Origin of the sequence: Lysobacter alkalisoli (assembly GCF_006547045.1) — a bacterium.
GTDB classification, from domain to species: Bacteria; Pseudomonadota; Gammaproteobacteria; order Xanthomonadales; family Xanthomonadaceae; genus Marilutibacter; species Marilutibacter alkalisoli.
Genome location: NZ_CP041242.1, coordinates 1,176,871 through 1,189,667, shown reverse-complemented (window position 1 = coordinate 1,189,667; position 12,797 = coordinate 1,176,871). Strand labels below are relative to the sequence as shown.

General features: G+C 66.6%; 14 protein-coding genes. 3 read left to right on the top strand and 11 right to left on the bottom strand.

The genetic code is table 11. The annotated features are described in order from the left end of the window. Positions 1–22: 22 nt before the first annotated feature. From FKV23_RS05130 to FKV23_RS17130, 3 genes are read right to left on the bottom strand one after another with little or no spacing between them, the layout of a single operon-like run. Positions 23–862: a class I SAM-dependent methyltransferase gene (locus tag FKV23_RS05130; protein ID WP_141622883.1), complete on the bottom strand. Its 840-nt coding sequence runs from the start codon at positions 860–862 to the stop codon at positions 23–25. Between the two features lie 42 nt (positions 863–904). Then, positions 905–1,093 (bottom strand): hypothetical protein, encoded by a 189-nt coding sequence (locus tag FKV23_RS05125; protein ID WP_141622882.1) that lies wholly within the window; start codon positions 1,091–1,093, stop codon positions 905–907. Continuing rightward, positions 1,083–1,247, bottom strand: a complete 165-nt coding sequence (locus FKV23_RS17130; protein WP_167284984.1) for a hypothetical protein — start codon at positions 1,245–1,247, stop codon at positions 1,083–1,085. The genes FKV23_RS05125 and FKV23_RS17130 overlap by 11 nt, the downstream gene beginning before the upstream one ends. A gap of 115 nt (positions 1,248–1,362) precedes the next feature. Between FKV23_RS17130 and hutI the strand changes: the two genes are divergently transcribed. After that, entirely contained in the window at positions 1,363–2,586 is a 1,224-nt protein-coding gene (gene hutI / locus FKV23_RS05120) for an imidazolonepropionase (protein ID WP_141622881.1), read from the top strand. A 9-nt stretch (positions 2,587–2,595) separates the two neighbouring features. On the opposite strand, the gene FKV23_RS05115 is transcribed toward hutI, so the two are convergent. The 3 genes from FKV23_RS05115 to FKV23_RS05105 form a co-directional block, all read right to left on the bottom strand. Then, the gene (locus FKV23_RS05115) at positions 2,596–3,282 is read right to left on the bottom strand and encodes a hypothetical protein (protein ID WP_244244105.1); all 687 of its coding nucleotides are present in this window, start codon (positions 3,280–3,282) and stop codon (positions 2,596–2,598) included. Between the two features lie 200 nt (positions 3,283–3,482). Next, a complete protein-coding gene (locus FKV23_RS05110; protein ID WP_141622879.1) occupies positions 3,483–3,659 on the bottom strand; it encodes a 30S ribosomal protein THX in 177 nt (58 codons plus the stop codon). 338 nt (positions 3,660–3,997) lie between these two features. Continuing rightward, the gene (locus FKV23_RS05105; RefSeq protein ID WP_141622878.1) at positions 3,998–4,420 is read right to left on the bottom strand and encodes a MerC domain-containing protein; all 423 of its coding nucleotides are present in this window, start codon (positions 4,418–4,420) and stop codon (positions 3,998–4,000) included. A gap of 80 nt (positions 4,421–4,500) precedes the next feature. On the opposite strand from FKV23_RS05105, the gene FKV23_RS05100 reads away from it, so the two are divergent. Further along, a complete protein-coding gene (locus FKV23_RS05100; protein ID WP_141622877.1) occupies positions 4,501–6,729 on the top strand; it encodes a TonB-dependent receptor in 2,229 nt (742 codons plus the stop codon). 132 nt (positions 6,730–6,861) lie between these two features. Here FKV23_RS05100 and FKV23_RS05095 read toward each other — a convergent pair whose 3' ends face one another. The 5 genes from FKV23_RS05095 to FKV23_RS05075 are packed head-to-tail and all read right to left on the bottom strand — an operon-like array spanning position 6,862 to position 11,948. Beyond that, positions 6,862–7,350 carry a transcriptional repressor gene (locus FKV23_RS05095; RefSeq protein WP_141622876.1) on the bottom strand — a complete coding sequence of 163 codons (489 nt, stop codon included), beginning with the start codon at positions 7,348–7,350 and terminating at the stop codon, positions 6,862–6,864. A 9-nt stretch (positions 7,351–7,359) separates the two neighbouring features. Continuing rightward, entirely contained in the window at positions 7,360–8,766 is a 1,407-nt protein-coding gene (gene gltX / locus FKV23_RS05090; RefSeq protein WP_141622875.1) for a glutamate--tRNA ligase, read from the bottom strand. A gap of 33 nt (positions 8,767–8,799) precedes the next feature. Further along, complete coding sequence (locus FKV23_RS05085; RefSeq protein ID WP_141622874.1) at positions 8,800–10,119, bottom strand: sensor histidine kinase; 1,320 nt, start codon at positions 10,117–10,119, stop codon at positions 8,800–8,802. Continuing rightward, on the bottom strand, positions 10,116–10,805 hold the full coding sequence (locus tag FKV23_RS05080; protein WP_141622873.1) for a response regulator transcription factor: 690 nt from the start codon (positions 10,803–10,805) through the stop codon (positions 10,116–10,118). The genes FKV23_RS05085 and FKV23_RS05080 overlap by 4 nt, the downstream gene beginning before the upstream one ends. 3 nt (positions 10,806–10,808) lie before the next feature. Then, entirely contained in the window at positions 10,809–11,948 is a 1,140-nt protein-coding gene (locus FKV23_RS05075; RefSeq protein WP_244244104.1) for a type 1 glutamine amidotransferase domain-containing protein, read from the bottom strand. Between the two features lie 110 nt (positions 11,949–12,058). Here FKV23_RS05075 and lpxH point away from each other — a divergent pair, with 110 nt between their 5' ends. After that, a complete protein-coding gene (gene lpxH, locus FKV23_RS05070; protein WP_141622872.1) occupies positions 12,059–12,796 on the top strand; it encodes a UDP-2,3-diacylglucosamine diphosphatase in 738 nt (245 codons plus the stop codon). The last annotated feature ends 1 nt before the right edge of the window (position 12,797 follow it).

Below are 12,797 nucleotides of genomic sequence, written 5' to 3'. Positions count from 1 at the left end.
GCGTTGGCGACAGCGGGCAGGGCTATGACGCCGACACGACCAGCGACTGGGCCGGAATCGCGATCCGCCCGTCCCTGCTGAAGCGGCCGATGGCACCGGCGATCCGGGTGCGCACCCGGTCACGCTCATCGGCGTCGAGCCGGTTCAACACCATCGCGATTGCCCCGGCAGCATGGCTGAGGAGGTTCCAGTAGTCGTCAACGTCGTCGGCACGGACAACGAAATCGACCTCTTCGATGACCGGACCGCCGAAGCCCGCCGTGGTGAACAGCCCGCGCAGGCGATCACGGTCGGCCAGCGCGAGAATCCCGGGATCCCCGGGTTTCGGCGGCGGCATGTGCCCGCATTCGACCAGGATGCGCGCCGGCAGCGCCGCCCACGGGTTCCGTTCCGGTCCCGAGAAAACCGCGCAGGCGACCCGCCCACCCTCACGAAGCACGCGCCGGGTTTCGCGCAGGGCCGCGCCCGGATCGGCCATCAACATGTAGCCCCAGCGGCAGGCCACGCCGTCGACGCATCCGTCGGGCAGGTCCAGCGCCTCGGCATCGAGCACCCGGCACTCGACGTTGTCGAGACGCAGCTCGCCGGCGCGACGGGTCGCGGCGGCGACCATCGCCTCGGCGAAGTCGCTGACGATCACCTTCCCCTCCGGCCCGACCATCGCCGCTGCCGCGAAGCCGACGATACCGGTCCCGGCCGCCAGGTCGAGGATCTCCTCGCCCGGAGATGGATCGAGTCGCTCGAGCATGCGCACGGTGACCGGCCGCGCGATCTCCTCGAAGTAGGCATGGCGCGCTACCCAACCCGGCGCCATCGCCTCCCAGACGGCGCGGCTGACCTGTTTGAATTCCCGCTCGTCCATGCGCCCGACACTAACGAGAGCCGGTGCCCGCCACAATCGCGGTCAGCCTGTCGCCGACGAGCGGTCGATGGCGGGCTCGCGCATCCATATCACCGCGAGGGCAAATCCAAGCGTGAGACGGACGACACCCCACAGGATCGCGGTAACCGCCACCCCCGCGAGCGCGGGAAAGAACGCCACCGCCATGCCGATGGCGAGGGCCACGTTCTGGAACGCGACCTCAAGCGTCACCGCGCGGCGGTCCGCTATAGAACTGGTCCCACGTCAGCTCCAACGCCACGGCGAAGACCAGAAAGCCCACCATGACGGCAACCGCGAGGCCCTCCGTCGGGCTGAAGCTGAACCGGGCCAGGTCGATGGCTTCCATGTTGCTCAGCGTGGACACGGAAGGTTCGCCCGATCAACTTCGCAAAAAAAAGCCCCACCCCACCATCGTGTTGCCAACTCCTGTTGCGACTCGCCCTTACAATGGCGCCTGCTCCGCAATTCCAAGCCTGCACATGAGCGCTGGAACACCCCGCTGGGATGGCCTCATCACCGGCATCTCCCTGGCCACCCTCGACGGCGCCGGCTACGGCGAAATCCCCGACGCCGCGCTCGGCTGGCAGAACGGCCGGATCGTCTATGTGGGCCCGCGCGCCGACCTGCCCGCGCCCGAGGACACGCTGGCCGACCAGGTAATCGAGGCCAGCGGCTGGATCACCCCGGGCCTGGTCGACTGCCACACCCATGTGGTGTTCGCCGGAGACCGCGCGCGCGAGTTCGAGATGCGCCTGCAGGGCGAGAGCTACGAAGCCATTGCCCGCGCCGGAGGCGGCATCCTCTCGACCGTACGTGCGGTGCGCGCGGCCAGCGAGGACGAGCTGCTGGCGCAGTCGCTGCCGCGGGCGAAGGCACTGGTCGCCGACGGTGTGACCACATTGGAGATCAAGTCCGGCTACGGCCTCGACCTCGCCAACGAGCGCAAGATGCTGCGCGTCGCGCGGCGCATCGGCGAAGTGCTCGGCATCGAAGTGCGCACCACGTACCTCGCCGCGCATGCGTTGCCGCCGGAATTCAGTGACGATGCCGACGGCTACATCGACGCGGTGCTCGAATGGCTGCCGATGCTGCACGGCGAAGGACTGATCGATGCGGTGGACGCGTTCTGCGAAGGCATCGGTTTCACCCCGGCGCAGACCCGGCGCGTGTTCGAGGCCGCGCACACGCATGGGTTGCCGGTCAAGCTGCACGCCGACCAGCTCAGCGACCTGGGCGGTGCCGGCCTGGTCGCTGAATTCGACGGTCTGTCGGCCGATCACGTCGAATACACCAGCGCCGAAAGCGTCCAGGCGATGGCCGGCCATGGCACGGTCGCGGTGCTGCTGCCGGGCGCCTTCCACGTATTGCGCGAAACGAAGCTGCCACCGCTGGATGCGTTCCGCGAGCACGGCGTGCCGATGGCGGTCGCCACCGACTGCAACCCCGGCACCGCGCCACTGCTGTCGCTGCGCCAGGCGATGCAACTGGCCTGCACGCATTTCCGCCTGACGCCCGAGGAAGCCCTGCGCGGGGCCACCGTCCATGCCGCGCGCGCGCTCGGCTTGGATGATCGTGGCGTGCTGAAGGTCGGCGCACGGGCCGACTTCGTGCTCTGGGACATTGGCCACCCGGCCGAGCTGGGCTACTGGCTCGGCGGGCGGCTTTGCCTGGGCGTGTTCGCAGGCGGGCGGCTGATCGCGTAGCGGATCCGCTTACTCCGCTTTCGGCAGCGAGTCGGGCGTGAGCCGTCCCGTCACCTTGCCCTCGTCATCGAGGAACTCGATCGCGGCCTCGCCGTCGGCATCGACCGCGATCCGGATCCGGGGTTTTTTGCTGGCATCATTCAATACCAACGCCACGGTGCCGTCCGGTCCCCGACCTGCGAACAGGCGCTGTCCTCCAGTGTAGTTCCGATCGAACTCCTCCAGCGCCGCATTGCGCTCCTCTTCCGGAAGGGACTTGATCTTTTGCATCTCCTCAAGATCGGAAAGGATCGAGTAGTCTGGGCGGTCGTTGACTACCAGACCTGCCGCATATTGATCGCCGCCCCTATCGTTCGCCAGGATCTGCACGATCTGGTCCTGTTCGTAGCGGTCGAAAGACATGCTAACGATGGACATCACCTTGCCGTCCGCATCGCGCGAACCTGAGAAGCCCAACCCCCCGACTTCGGTTCCCTCGTCGTTGTAGAACAGCATCCCGGCCAGCGGGCGCGGGTGTTCGTATTCCTTCCCACGGATGATCGCGCCGGGCAGGCGCGCCGAGTTCGAAAGCACATAGCGCAGGGTGCCATCGGGCTCGCGCAGGTTGAGCCGCTGCACGTCGATTTCCTCGAACGTGGTCTTGCCGGAACCGACGGCGCCTGTCAGCAACACGACCGCCAGCGTCGCCGTCAGCACGCCGCTGTAGGCGACCAGGAAACGATTGCTTTTTTCCACTTTGCATGCCCTCCTGGATGAAAATGTGGTCTGCTGTCCGAGGATACGACATCTGCCCGCATATGGCGGTCGTAACGGGTCCGACCCGAAGCTTTTGCGCAGAAACGAAAAAGCCCCGCTCTTGGCGGGGCTCTTCAGTCAGGCAATATGCCGGCGAAGGCTTACTGCTTGGCAGCTGTCTTCTTGGCCACGACCTTCTTGGCGGCCTTGGTGGCCTTCTTCGCTACCGGCGCCGAAGCGGCACCCGTGGCCTTGGTCACCGCCACGTGCGAACGGATGTTGCCGTAGCTGGAGTTGTAACGCTTGCCCTTGGCGGTCTTGCGGTCGCCCTTGCCCATGTCTTCGTGCTCCGGATATGTCGATGTGTTGATGGTGGCGCACCGTCGGGAAGGCGCTGCCGGCTACGCACTGTGGCGTGACCGGGCATTCTAGCACGCGAGAGTCTGGGACTGCCCTCGATGACTCTTCGAGCCCCCTCTCTGATGGGAATGGGTTGCCTCTCGACTAACGGCCAACTGTCCAGAAGCCGGTGGCCATGCCTTTGCGGGACCTTCCGAAACATGGATGTTTCGGATGAGCCCCCAGGGACGGGTTTACCGCGTGTCCCGCAAAGGCATGGCCACCGGCTTCCCTCGCAAAGGCTCATCTGATTGGCACTACCCCGGACTGCGCCGGATCAATGCGCGCAACTGGCGTCGTGCACATGCCCGTGGTTCAGCCGCAGGTTGGCCAGATGGGCCAGGCCGACCAGGGTGCCACCGAAGGTCATCGCCACCGCGTGCGGCAACAGGGCTTCGTGCAACGGACGATACAGCACACCCAGCCACAGCACGAACAATCCCGGCACCAGCAGGGACAACGCCCGCACCGCGCGATGGCGGCGGTAGCCCCAGGCCACGCTGAACAGCCCCAGGGCGGTCGCGAAAATCACGAAGGCCAGCTCGAAGCTGTCATCGAACCAGCCCGATACGCCCAGCGATGGCAGGGTCGCAATCATGATCGGCACCAATGCGCAGTGCGCTGCACACAGCAGCGAACCGGCTGCGCCGATGCGGTCGAGGAAGCGACGGAAAAGTGGCTGGGGCTTGGGGGAAAGCATGACGTGCGGCAGGGGCTGGACTGCGGATGGTTATAGTATAACATTCGGACCCCTCCGGTACGCCACTTTAGCTGAACCCAATGCCAGCCAACACCTTGCCTCGCCGCCTCCCCCTTTCCATCGCCCTTGCCATCGCCCTCTCGACGCCCCTTGCGGCCAATGCCCAGGAGATGGAGGCTGCTGCCGACGCGGCCGAGCGCGAACATGCCCATGACCCTGTCGACCTGCAGGCCGTCAAGGTCCGCGCCACCCCGCTGGCCGGCACCGCCGAGGACCTGATCCGCCCGGTCGAAGTCCTGGCAGGCGAGAAACTCGACGAGGCCAAGAGTCATTCGCTCGGCGAGACGGTCTCGAAACTGCCCGGTGTGCAATCGACCTACTTCGGGCCCGGCGTCGGCCGGCCGATCGTGCGCGGTCTGGACGGTGCCCGCGTGCAGGTGCTCAACGACGGCCTGGGCACTGGCGACGTATCCACGGTCAGCGCCGACCACGCGGTCACCATCGAACCGTTCCTGGCCAACCAGATCGAAGTGCTGAAGGGCCCGGCCACCCTGCTCTATGGCAGCGGCGCGATCGGCGGTGCGGTCAACGTGATCGACGGCCGGATCCCCGAGGCCCCCACCGCCGCACCACTGGAAGGTCGTGCAGAGTTGCGCTACGGCAGCGTCAACGACGAGAAGACCGGCATGGTGCGCCTTGATGGCACCGCCGAGGGCGGCAACCTGGTGTTCCACTTCGACGCATTGCACCGCGAGACCAACGACTATCGCATTCCCGGCCATGCGGAGAGCGAGCACGCCCACGAAGACGATCACGATGATGATCACGACGACCATGACGACCACGATGAAGAGCGCGGCGCCCATGGCACCCTGCCGGGCAGTGCAATCCGCACCGACGCCGCTTCGCTGGGTATGTCGTGGGTCGGCGAACGCGGCTTCATCGGCGCCAGCTACAGCATGTTCAACAGCCGCTACGGCGTGCCGGGCCATGCGCACGACGATGATCACGGCCATGATGACGATGACGACGATGACCATGACGATCACGAGGAAGAAGGCCCGGTCCGCATCGTCATGGATCAACGCCGCACCGAGGTGCGTGGCGGACTGGACGACCTCGGCCCGTTCGCCTCGATGCGCGTGAAGCTCGCCCACAATGAGTACACCCATACCGAGTACGAAGGCGACGAAGTCGGCACCGTGTTCGACAACGACAGCACCGAGGCTCGCCTGGAGCTGGTCCATCAGCCGCTGTTGGGCTGGGACGGTGCGGTCGGCCTGCAGTGGTCGAAACGCAACTTCAATGCGGTCGGCGAAGAGGCCTTCGTGCCCGGCACCACAGGACGCGACACCGGCCTGTTCTGGATCGGACAGCGTGAGTTCGACGCACTGAGGATCGAGCTGGGCGCACGGCATGATCGCAACCGCATCGACGTCGATGCGGCCGACGCCATCGGCCCGGACCGCGACTTCGATACCACCAGCCTGTCGGCAGCAATGCGCTGGAACATCAATCCGGACTTCCATCTGTCCTTCGGACTCGACCGCGCCCAGCGTGCGCCAACCGCCGAGGAGCTGTATTCCAACGGCTTCCATGTGGCCACCGGCAGTGTCGAGCTGGGCGATCCCAACCTCGACGTGGAGACCGCCAACCGCGCCGAGATCGGCCTGCACTGGCACGCCGGCCCGCTCGAACTGGCTGCCTCGATCTACCACACCCGCTTCGACGACTTCATCTACCAGGCCGACACCGGCATCGACGACGGCGGTCCGGTGCGGGTCTGGAGCCAGGACGACGCCCGTTTCAACGGCGCCGAAGTCGAGGCGAACTGGAACTTCGCCGACAACGACAGCGGCTATTGGGACCTGCGGGTATTCGGCGACGTAGTGCGCGGCAAGCTGACCGGCAGCGGCACGCGCGAGGTGGATATCTCGGTGCCGCATGGCGATCACACCCACGACTACACCGTGGAACTGGCCCGCGGCGGCAACCTGCCCCGTATCGCCCCGTCCCGCATCGGCAGCGAGCTGCGCTGGGCATTGGGCGCATGGCGGGCGTCGCTGGGCGCGGTTCGCTACGCGAAACAGGACGATGTCGCCGAGCATGAGGAACCGACCCCGGGCTACACCCTGGTCGACGCCCACCTCGCCTGGCACTTCGATACCGCCGCCGGCGGCGCCTGGGAAGTGTTCGTCAACGGCAGCAACCTGCTCGATGAGGAAGCCCGCGTGCACACCTCCCCGCTCAAGGACCTTGCCCCGCTGCCGGGTCGTGGAGTCGCCTTCGGCGTGCGCGCGTTCTTCTAAGGACGATCCCGGCACGATACCCGGGCGATGCCCGGGTATCGCCGGAGTTTGCCGTGCAAACCCTGGCCCCATTCGCGCCTGCGGCGCGAATCGCCCCCTGACTCAGGGGGCTGGGTATCGCACTCAATCGGATCAATCACCTTTCTTTGCGCACTCCGCGCAGACGCCATGCACTTCCAGCGTCTGCGCCTGCGGCATGAAGCCGAGCGCGCGGGCGCGACGGTCGAGCGAAGCGACGATGTCCTCGTCCTCCAATTCGGTCGCAGAATGGCACGTGTCGCAGATCAGGAACGGCACCGCATGTGTTTCGGCCCCGGGGTGGTGGCAGCCGACGAATGCATTGATCGAGGCGAGCCTGTGGATGAAGCCGTGCTCGAGCAGGAAGTCGAGCGCGCGGTAGACCGTGGGCGGTGCCGCCGAATCATGGGTCGCCTTCATCCGATCGAGCAGCTCATAGGCCTTGACCGGACGCCCGGCATCGGCGATCAGCTGCAGCGCATTGGCCCGGAGCGGGGTCAGGCGCAGGCCGCGTTGCAGGCACTGACGCTCGACCTCGCGCACGAAACCGGCCGCGTCATGGACGTGGTGCTTGGGGTCGGTGCATGCGTGCGGCTTGGTCATATCCCTGATTTAGGCCTGCGGCGGCAGTTTTGCAAGTGCGGCGTCGATCCGTGCCAGTGCCTCGTCGCGCCCGCACAGGTAGACAGTATGGCCGATGTCCGGGCTGACCTGGGTGCCGGTGATCGCCACCCGCATCGGCTGGGCGACCTTGCCCATGCCGATCTCCAGCGCTTCAGCCGTCGCCTTGAGTACGGCGGTGATCGCGTCGGCGCTCCAATCCGGCAACGCTGCCAGTCGCACCCGGGCCTCGGCCAGTGGCGCGCGGGCCTTGTCGGTCAGGTGTTTGATGACGGCGGCATCGTCGTATTCGCTCAAGGGCCCGAACCAGACCTTTGAACGCTCGGCCATCTCCTTCAGCGTCTGCACGCGGTCGCGCAGGGCAATGACGATGTCGGCCGGCGCCGGTCCCCTGGCCGGATCGCAGCCCTGCTGCTGCAGATGCCACTCCAGATGCTTCGCCACTTCGGCCGGGTCATCGCTCTTGAGGTATTGCTGATTGAGCCAGCCAAGCTTGGCCGGGTCGAGGCGCGAGGCCTTGGCGTTGACGTCCTTGAGGTCGAACAGCGAGATCATCTCCGCGATCGAGAAGATCTCCTGGTCGCCATGCGACCAGCCCAGCCGCACCAGGTAGTTGAGCAATGCGTGCGGCAGGTAGCCCATGTCGCGGTACTGCATGACGTCGGCGGCGCCGGTACGTTTGGACAGCTTGGCGCCCTGCTCGTCGAGGATCATCGGCAAGTGGGCGAAGGCCGGCACCGGCACACCGAGCGCCTGGTAGATGTTGATCTGGCGGGGGGTGTTGTTGACGTGGTCGTCGCCGCGCACGACATCGGTGATGCCCATGTCCATGTCGTCGACCACGACCGCGAAGTTGTAGGTCGGGTAGCCGTCGGAGCGGAAGATCACCAGGTCGTCGAGCTCGTCGTTGCTGATCTCGATGCGTCCCTTGACCTTGTCCTCCCACACAACGCTGCCGCCCTGCGGGTTCTTGAACCTGATCACGCGATTCGGATCATCGCGGTACGGCAAATTGGCGTCGCGGGCGGCGCCGTTGTAGCGCGGCTTCTCGCCCTTGGCCATCGCCGCCTCGCGCATCGCCTCCAGTTCTTCCTTGCTCTCGTAGGCGTAGTAGGCGGTGCCGTCGGCGAGCATCTTCTCGGCGACTTCGCGGTAACGCTCCAGCCGCTGCGTCTGGTAGAACGGGCCCTCGTCGTAATCAAGACCCAGCCAGCCCATCGCCTGCAGGATCGCGTCGATCGCGGCCTGGGTGCTGCGCTCGCGGTCGGTATCCTCGACCCGCAGGATGAACTGTCCGCCGAATCGGCGTGCCTGCAGCCAGCAATACAGCGCGGTGCGGGCGCCGCCGATGTGCAGGTAGCCGGTGGGACTGGGGGCGAAGCGGGTACGGCAGGTCATGCGGAGCTCGGGAATGCGGCGGAAGGCGCGATTTTACCGGATTGCCTCCCCGGCAACCGCCGCCCCCTCCGTCCCGCGCGCATCCAGGCCGATGCTTGCCTCGGCGCCATCGGCACGGGAAACGAGTTGCAGGTCGATTCCGTGGCGCTCGCAGACCCGGTGCACGATCGCCAACCCGAGCCCGAAGCCGCTGCTGCCCTCGCGCTTGCGCAACGGTTCGCCCTGCGTCCAGTCGCCCTCGGCGGCGGCGATCCGCCCGCTGTTCGCGATCCGCAGCCGGCCGTCGGCAAGGTCGATCCGCACCCGCCCGTCCTCGGTGTGGGCGAAGGCATTGCCGACCAGGTTCGACAGCAGTACGTGCAGCACCGCTGCGGACACAGGCAATACGAGGTGAGGCGGCACCTCCACATCGACCTCGACCGGCTTGCCATCCAGCAAGGGTGACTGCTCGACCACCACGCGCTCGACCAGGGGCAGCACCGCCGTGGACTCGCCGCCATGTTCTGTCCACGCCTCGCGAGCGAGCGACAGCAACATCGTCACCGTCTGCTCCAGTTGCCGCGCGGATTCGTGCACGTGGGCGAGATGCTGACGGCCGCCCGGCGACAGTCCCGTCTCACCTTGCATCCGCTCGGAGGCACTGCGGATCACCGCCAACGGCGTGCGCAGTTCGTGGCTGGCGTCACGGGTAAACTCCCGCTCACGGGCAATGAACGCATGCACGCGCTCACCCAGAGTGGCAAGTCCGCGCGCCAGTACGCCGACTTCGTCATCGCCGGCATAGCGCGCAAACGGTGGCGGTGGCCTGTCCGGGCGCATGGCGTCGACCAGCGCGGCCAGCCGCGACAGCGGCCGCGCGGTACGCCTGGCCAGCCAGAACCCGAGCCCGATTGCCAGGGCAACCAGTCCAAGCCCCGTTGCCGCCAGCAGCGCAAACAAAGGATCGCGCATCGGACGCACGATCAGCCAGTCGCTGACTTCGGCGACCAGCCAGGTCGGGGCTACTTGAGCGGATGGCTGAAGCGCGTGTACGTGGTAATGCCGGCCTTCCCGTCCCGCGAACTCACGCCGCCACGGTTCCTCCACGCGCGCCTCGCGCAGGTCCTCGGGGAACGCATCCGGCGACGCGTATATGCGCACGAACGGTTCGCGCGGTTGTATCCATTCCCCGCTCGCGTGCCAATGCGCGAGCTGGGTTTGTGCTTCCTGTTCGAGAACACGGTCGAAGAACGCGTCCTCGACGGCGTACATGAACGCCACGGCATACAGGGCGAACACACCTGCAACCAGCAACGTGAAGACCGCGAACGCCAGCATCAGCCGCGTCTGCAACCTGCGCACGGGCCGACTCATTCGTCGGCCACCAGCGCGTAGCCGACGCCATGCACGGTGCGCAACATCGGCACCTCGAATGGCCGGTCGAGCACCTGCCGGAGCAGGTAGAGATGCGAGCGCAACGGATCGGACTGCGGCACGCTACCGCCCCAGATGCGCTCGACCAGCTCACTGCGCGTCAGTGTGCGCGGCCAGGCCTCGGCCAGTGCCAACAGCAGGCGCGCCGGAATCTGCGGCAGATCGAGCGGGCGCTCCTGTCGCCAGGCCTGCCCACTGCGTCGGTCGACGCGCAGCGAGCCCACCCGCAACAAATGTCCCTCGCCGGCGCGGTGCCGGTGCGACAACGCCATGCATCGTGCCAGCAGCTCCTCGCCAGCGAACGGCTTGATCAGGTAGTCGTCTGCACCGGCGGAGAAGCCGTGCAACTTGTCGTCGAGCGAGTCGCGCGCGGTCAGCATCAGCACCGGCACATGGCGATCGCATTGCGCGCGCAGCCGCTCGCACACGGCCAGGCCATCCAGCCCGGGCAGGGTCAGGTCGAGCACCATCACATCCGGCGGATCGGCCAACGCCAGGCGCAGGCCGGTCGGGCCATCGGCGGCGAAATCCGGGCGGTGGCCATGCGCTTCCAACAGCGCAGCAATGCTGCCGCGCAATGCCAGGTTGTCTTCGACCACCAGAATGCGCAGGCGCTCGGCCGCCATCGGTCACTGCTCCATCTTGGCTTGCAGGGTCCTAGCTTCGTCGAGTTCCGGATGGGTTGCCAGCACCTTCGCCAATCGCTGCCGGGCCTGTCCGGCATCACCGAGCCGCCATTGCGCCTCGGCGATGCCGACCTCGAGCTGCGGCGCGAGCATGTGTGACTGCGCCAGCTGCATGATCGCCAATGCATCGCGCACCGCGTCATCGCCGGCGGCAACCTGCAACTGGTAGTAGCCCAGCAGGCCGATCAGTTCGGGATGGAAGCGCGCCGTGTCGGCGGCCAGTTCGCTACGGACCGAGCCATCTTCCCCTTGCAGCAGGCGCTGAACCAGCGCCATCGTGGCCTCGTCCCGCCAGGGCGTGCGAGCGACCGGCGTGCGGCCTGTGGCCCGGACGACGGCTTCAGCGACCGCAGCGCTCGAATACGGGTTCTGCCCGGTAATGAGCCGACCATCGACGACGAGCTTGGGCATCATCAATGGCGCCTCCTCCCAGAGTGCCCCGCGCTCCCGCATCGCATCCTCGATCAGGAAGCGGAACTGTTTCGCCCACTTCTTGCCAAACACCGATTCCTCTTCGTTGCTGAAGCCGGTAACGCGGCGCCCTTCGACCAGCAAACGTCCATCCTGCAGGCGCACATCGACCAGTGCCGCAGGTCCATGGCACACCGCGGCGACCACGCCGCCGCGTTCGTACACGCCGGCAAGCAGCGAACGAAGCGCCTGATCCTCCGGCAAGTCGAACATCGCGCCCTTGCCGCCGACGACATATACCGCGGCGTAATCCTCCGCCTGCAGGGACGAGGTTGCGCGGGTAGAGGCCAGCTTTTCCACGGCTTCCGGATCGGCCAGCAGGCGTGCGTTGAACGGCTCCTCCGGGTCGAATCTGTCCGCTTCGACCTTGCCGCCGCGCGGGCTCGCGATGTCGACTGCCAGGCCATTGTCACGGAATACATGCCAGGCCTGCGCCAGCTCGTCCATCTCGAAACCGGGCCGGGTCTTGCCCTGATCGCGCCCCTCGCCGCTGACGATGATAAGGACCCGATCCTGACCGGGCGAAGCAGCGACAGCCTGCAGGGGCGCCAGTGCGCAGACGAGCAACACGCCAAGGATCCGGCGCAGACGATGAATCATGAAAGCAGGCATTGAGGTGCTCCATTCGCGGAATTCGGAACGGAGTCTGGCGCCATGATGTGAAGCGAATTTCAAATCCCGGCGCCCATCGGGCAGAACCGGAACACACCTATAATGTCGGCATGACCACCCTTTTCATATCCGACCTGCACCTCGATCCCGAGCGTCCGCAGATCACCGACCTGCTGGTCGAATTCCTGCGCGGCGAGGCCCGTGGCGCCGACGCGCTGTACATCCTCGGCGACCTGTTCGAGGCCTGGGTCGGCGACGACGACCCGTCCGCGGCCGGCGCCACCGTCGCCACCGAAGTCCGCGCGCTGGTGGATTCGGGCGTGCCGGTGTTCTTCATCCGCGGCAACCGCGACTTCCTGCTCGGCGAGGACTATGCCCGCCGCGCCGGCATGAGCATCCTGCCCGACCCGGCAGTGGTGAGCCTTTACGGCCGCCCCACCCTGCTGATGCATGGCGACACCCTGTGCACCGACGACCTCCCCTACCAGCAGTTCCGTGCCCAGGTGCGCGACCCGCGCTGGCAGGCGCAGATGCTGGCTCAGCCTCTGGCCGCACGGCTGGCGTTCGCGAAGCAGGCACGCGAGGCCAGCATGAAGCGGCAGTCGGAAATGAAAGGCGATGACCGTGCGCAGTTCGAAACCATTACCGACGTGTCCCCGACCACCGTGCAGGCAACCCTGCACCGTTACGGCATCGACACCCTGATCCACGGCCACACCCACCGTCCGGCCATCCATGAGCTCGAGGTCGACGGCCGCGCGTGCCGGCGCATCGTGCTCGGCGACTGGTACGAGCAGGGCTCGGTGCTGCGGGTGGATGCGGATGGGGTGAAACTCGACCGCCTGTGAT

Bases quoted from the DNA above. Each gene is read 5' to 3' on its own strand.
- FKV23_RS05130 (WP_141622883.1), bottom strand. From the start codon at position 862: ATGGACGAGCGGGAATTCAAACAGGTCAGCCGCGCCGTCTGGGAGGCG.
- FKV23_RS05105 (WP_141622878.1), bottom strand. From the start codon at position 4,420: ATGCTTTCCCCCAAGCCCCAGCCACTTTTCCGTCGCTTCCTCGACCGC.
- hutI (WP_141622881.1), top strand. From the start codon at position 1,363: ATGAGCGCTGGAACACCCCGCTGGGATGGCCTCATCACCGGCATCTCC.
- FKV23_RS05075 (WP_244244104.1), bottom strand. From the start codon at position 11,948: ATGCCTGCTTTCATGATTCATCGTCTGCGCCGGATCCTTGGCGTGTTG.
- lpxH (WP_141622872.1), top strand. From the start codon at position 12,059: ATGACCACCCTTTTCATATCCGACCTGCACCTCGATCCCGAGCGTCCG.
- FKV23_RS05100 (WP_141622877.1), top strand. From the start codon at position 4,501: ATGCCAGCCAACACCTTGCCTCGCCGCCTCCCCCTTTCCATCGCCCTT.
- FKV23_RS05085 (WP_141622874.1), bottom strand. From the start codon at position 10,119: ATGAGTCGGCCCGTGCGCAGGTTGCAGACGCGGCTGATGCTGGCGTTC.
- FKV23_RS05110 (WP_141622879.1), bottom strand. From the start codon at position 3,659: ATGGGCAAGGGCGACCGCAAGACCGCCAAGGGCAAGCGTTACAACTCC.
- FKV23_RS05095 (WP_141622876.1), bottom strand. From the start codon at position 7,350: ATGACCAAGCCGCACGCATGCACCGACCCCAAGCACCACGTCCATGAC.
- gltX (WP_141622875.1), bottom strand. From the start codon at position 8,766: ATGACCTGCCGTACCCGCTTCGCCCCCAGTCCCACCGGCTACCTGCAC.
- FKV23_RS05080 (WP_141622873.1), bottom strand. From the start codon at position 10,805: ATGGCGGCCGAGCGCCTGCGCATTCTGGTGGTCGAAGACAACCTGGCA.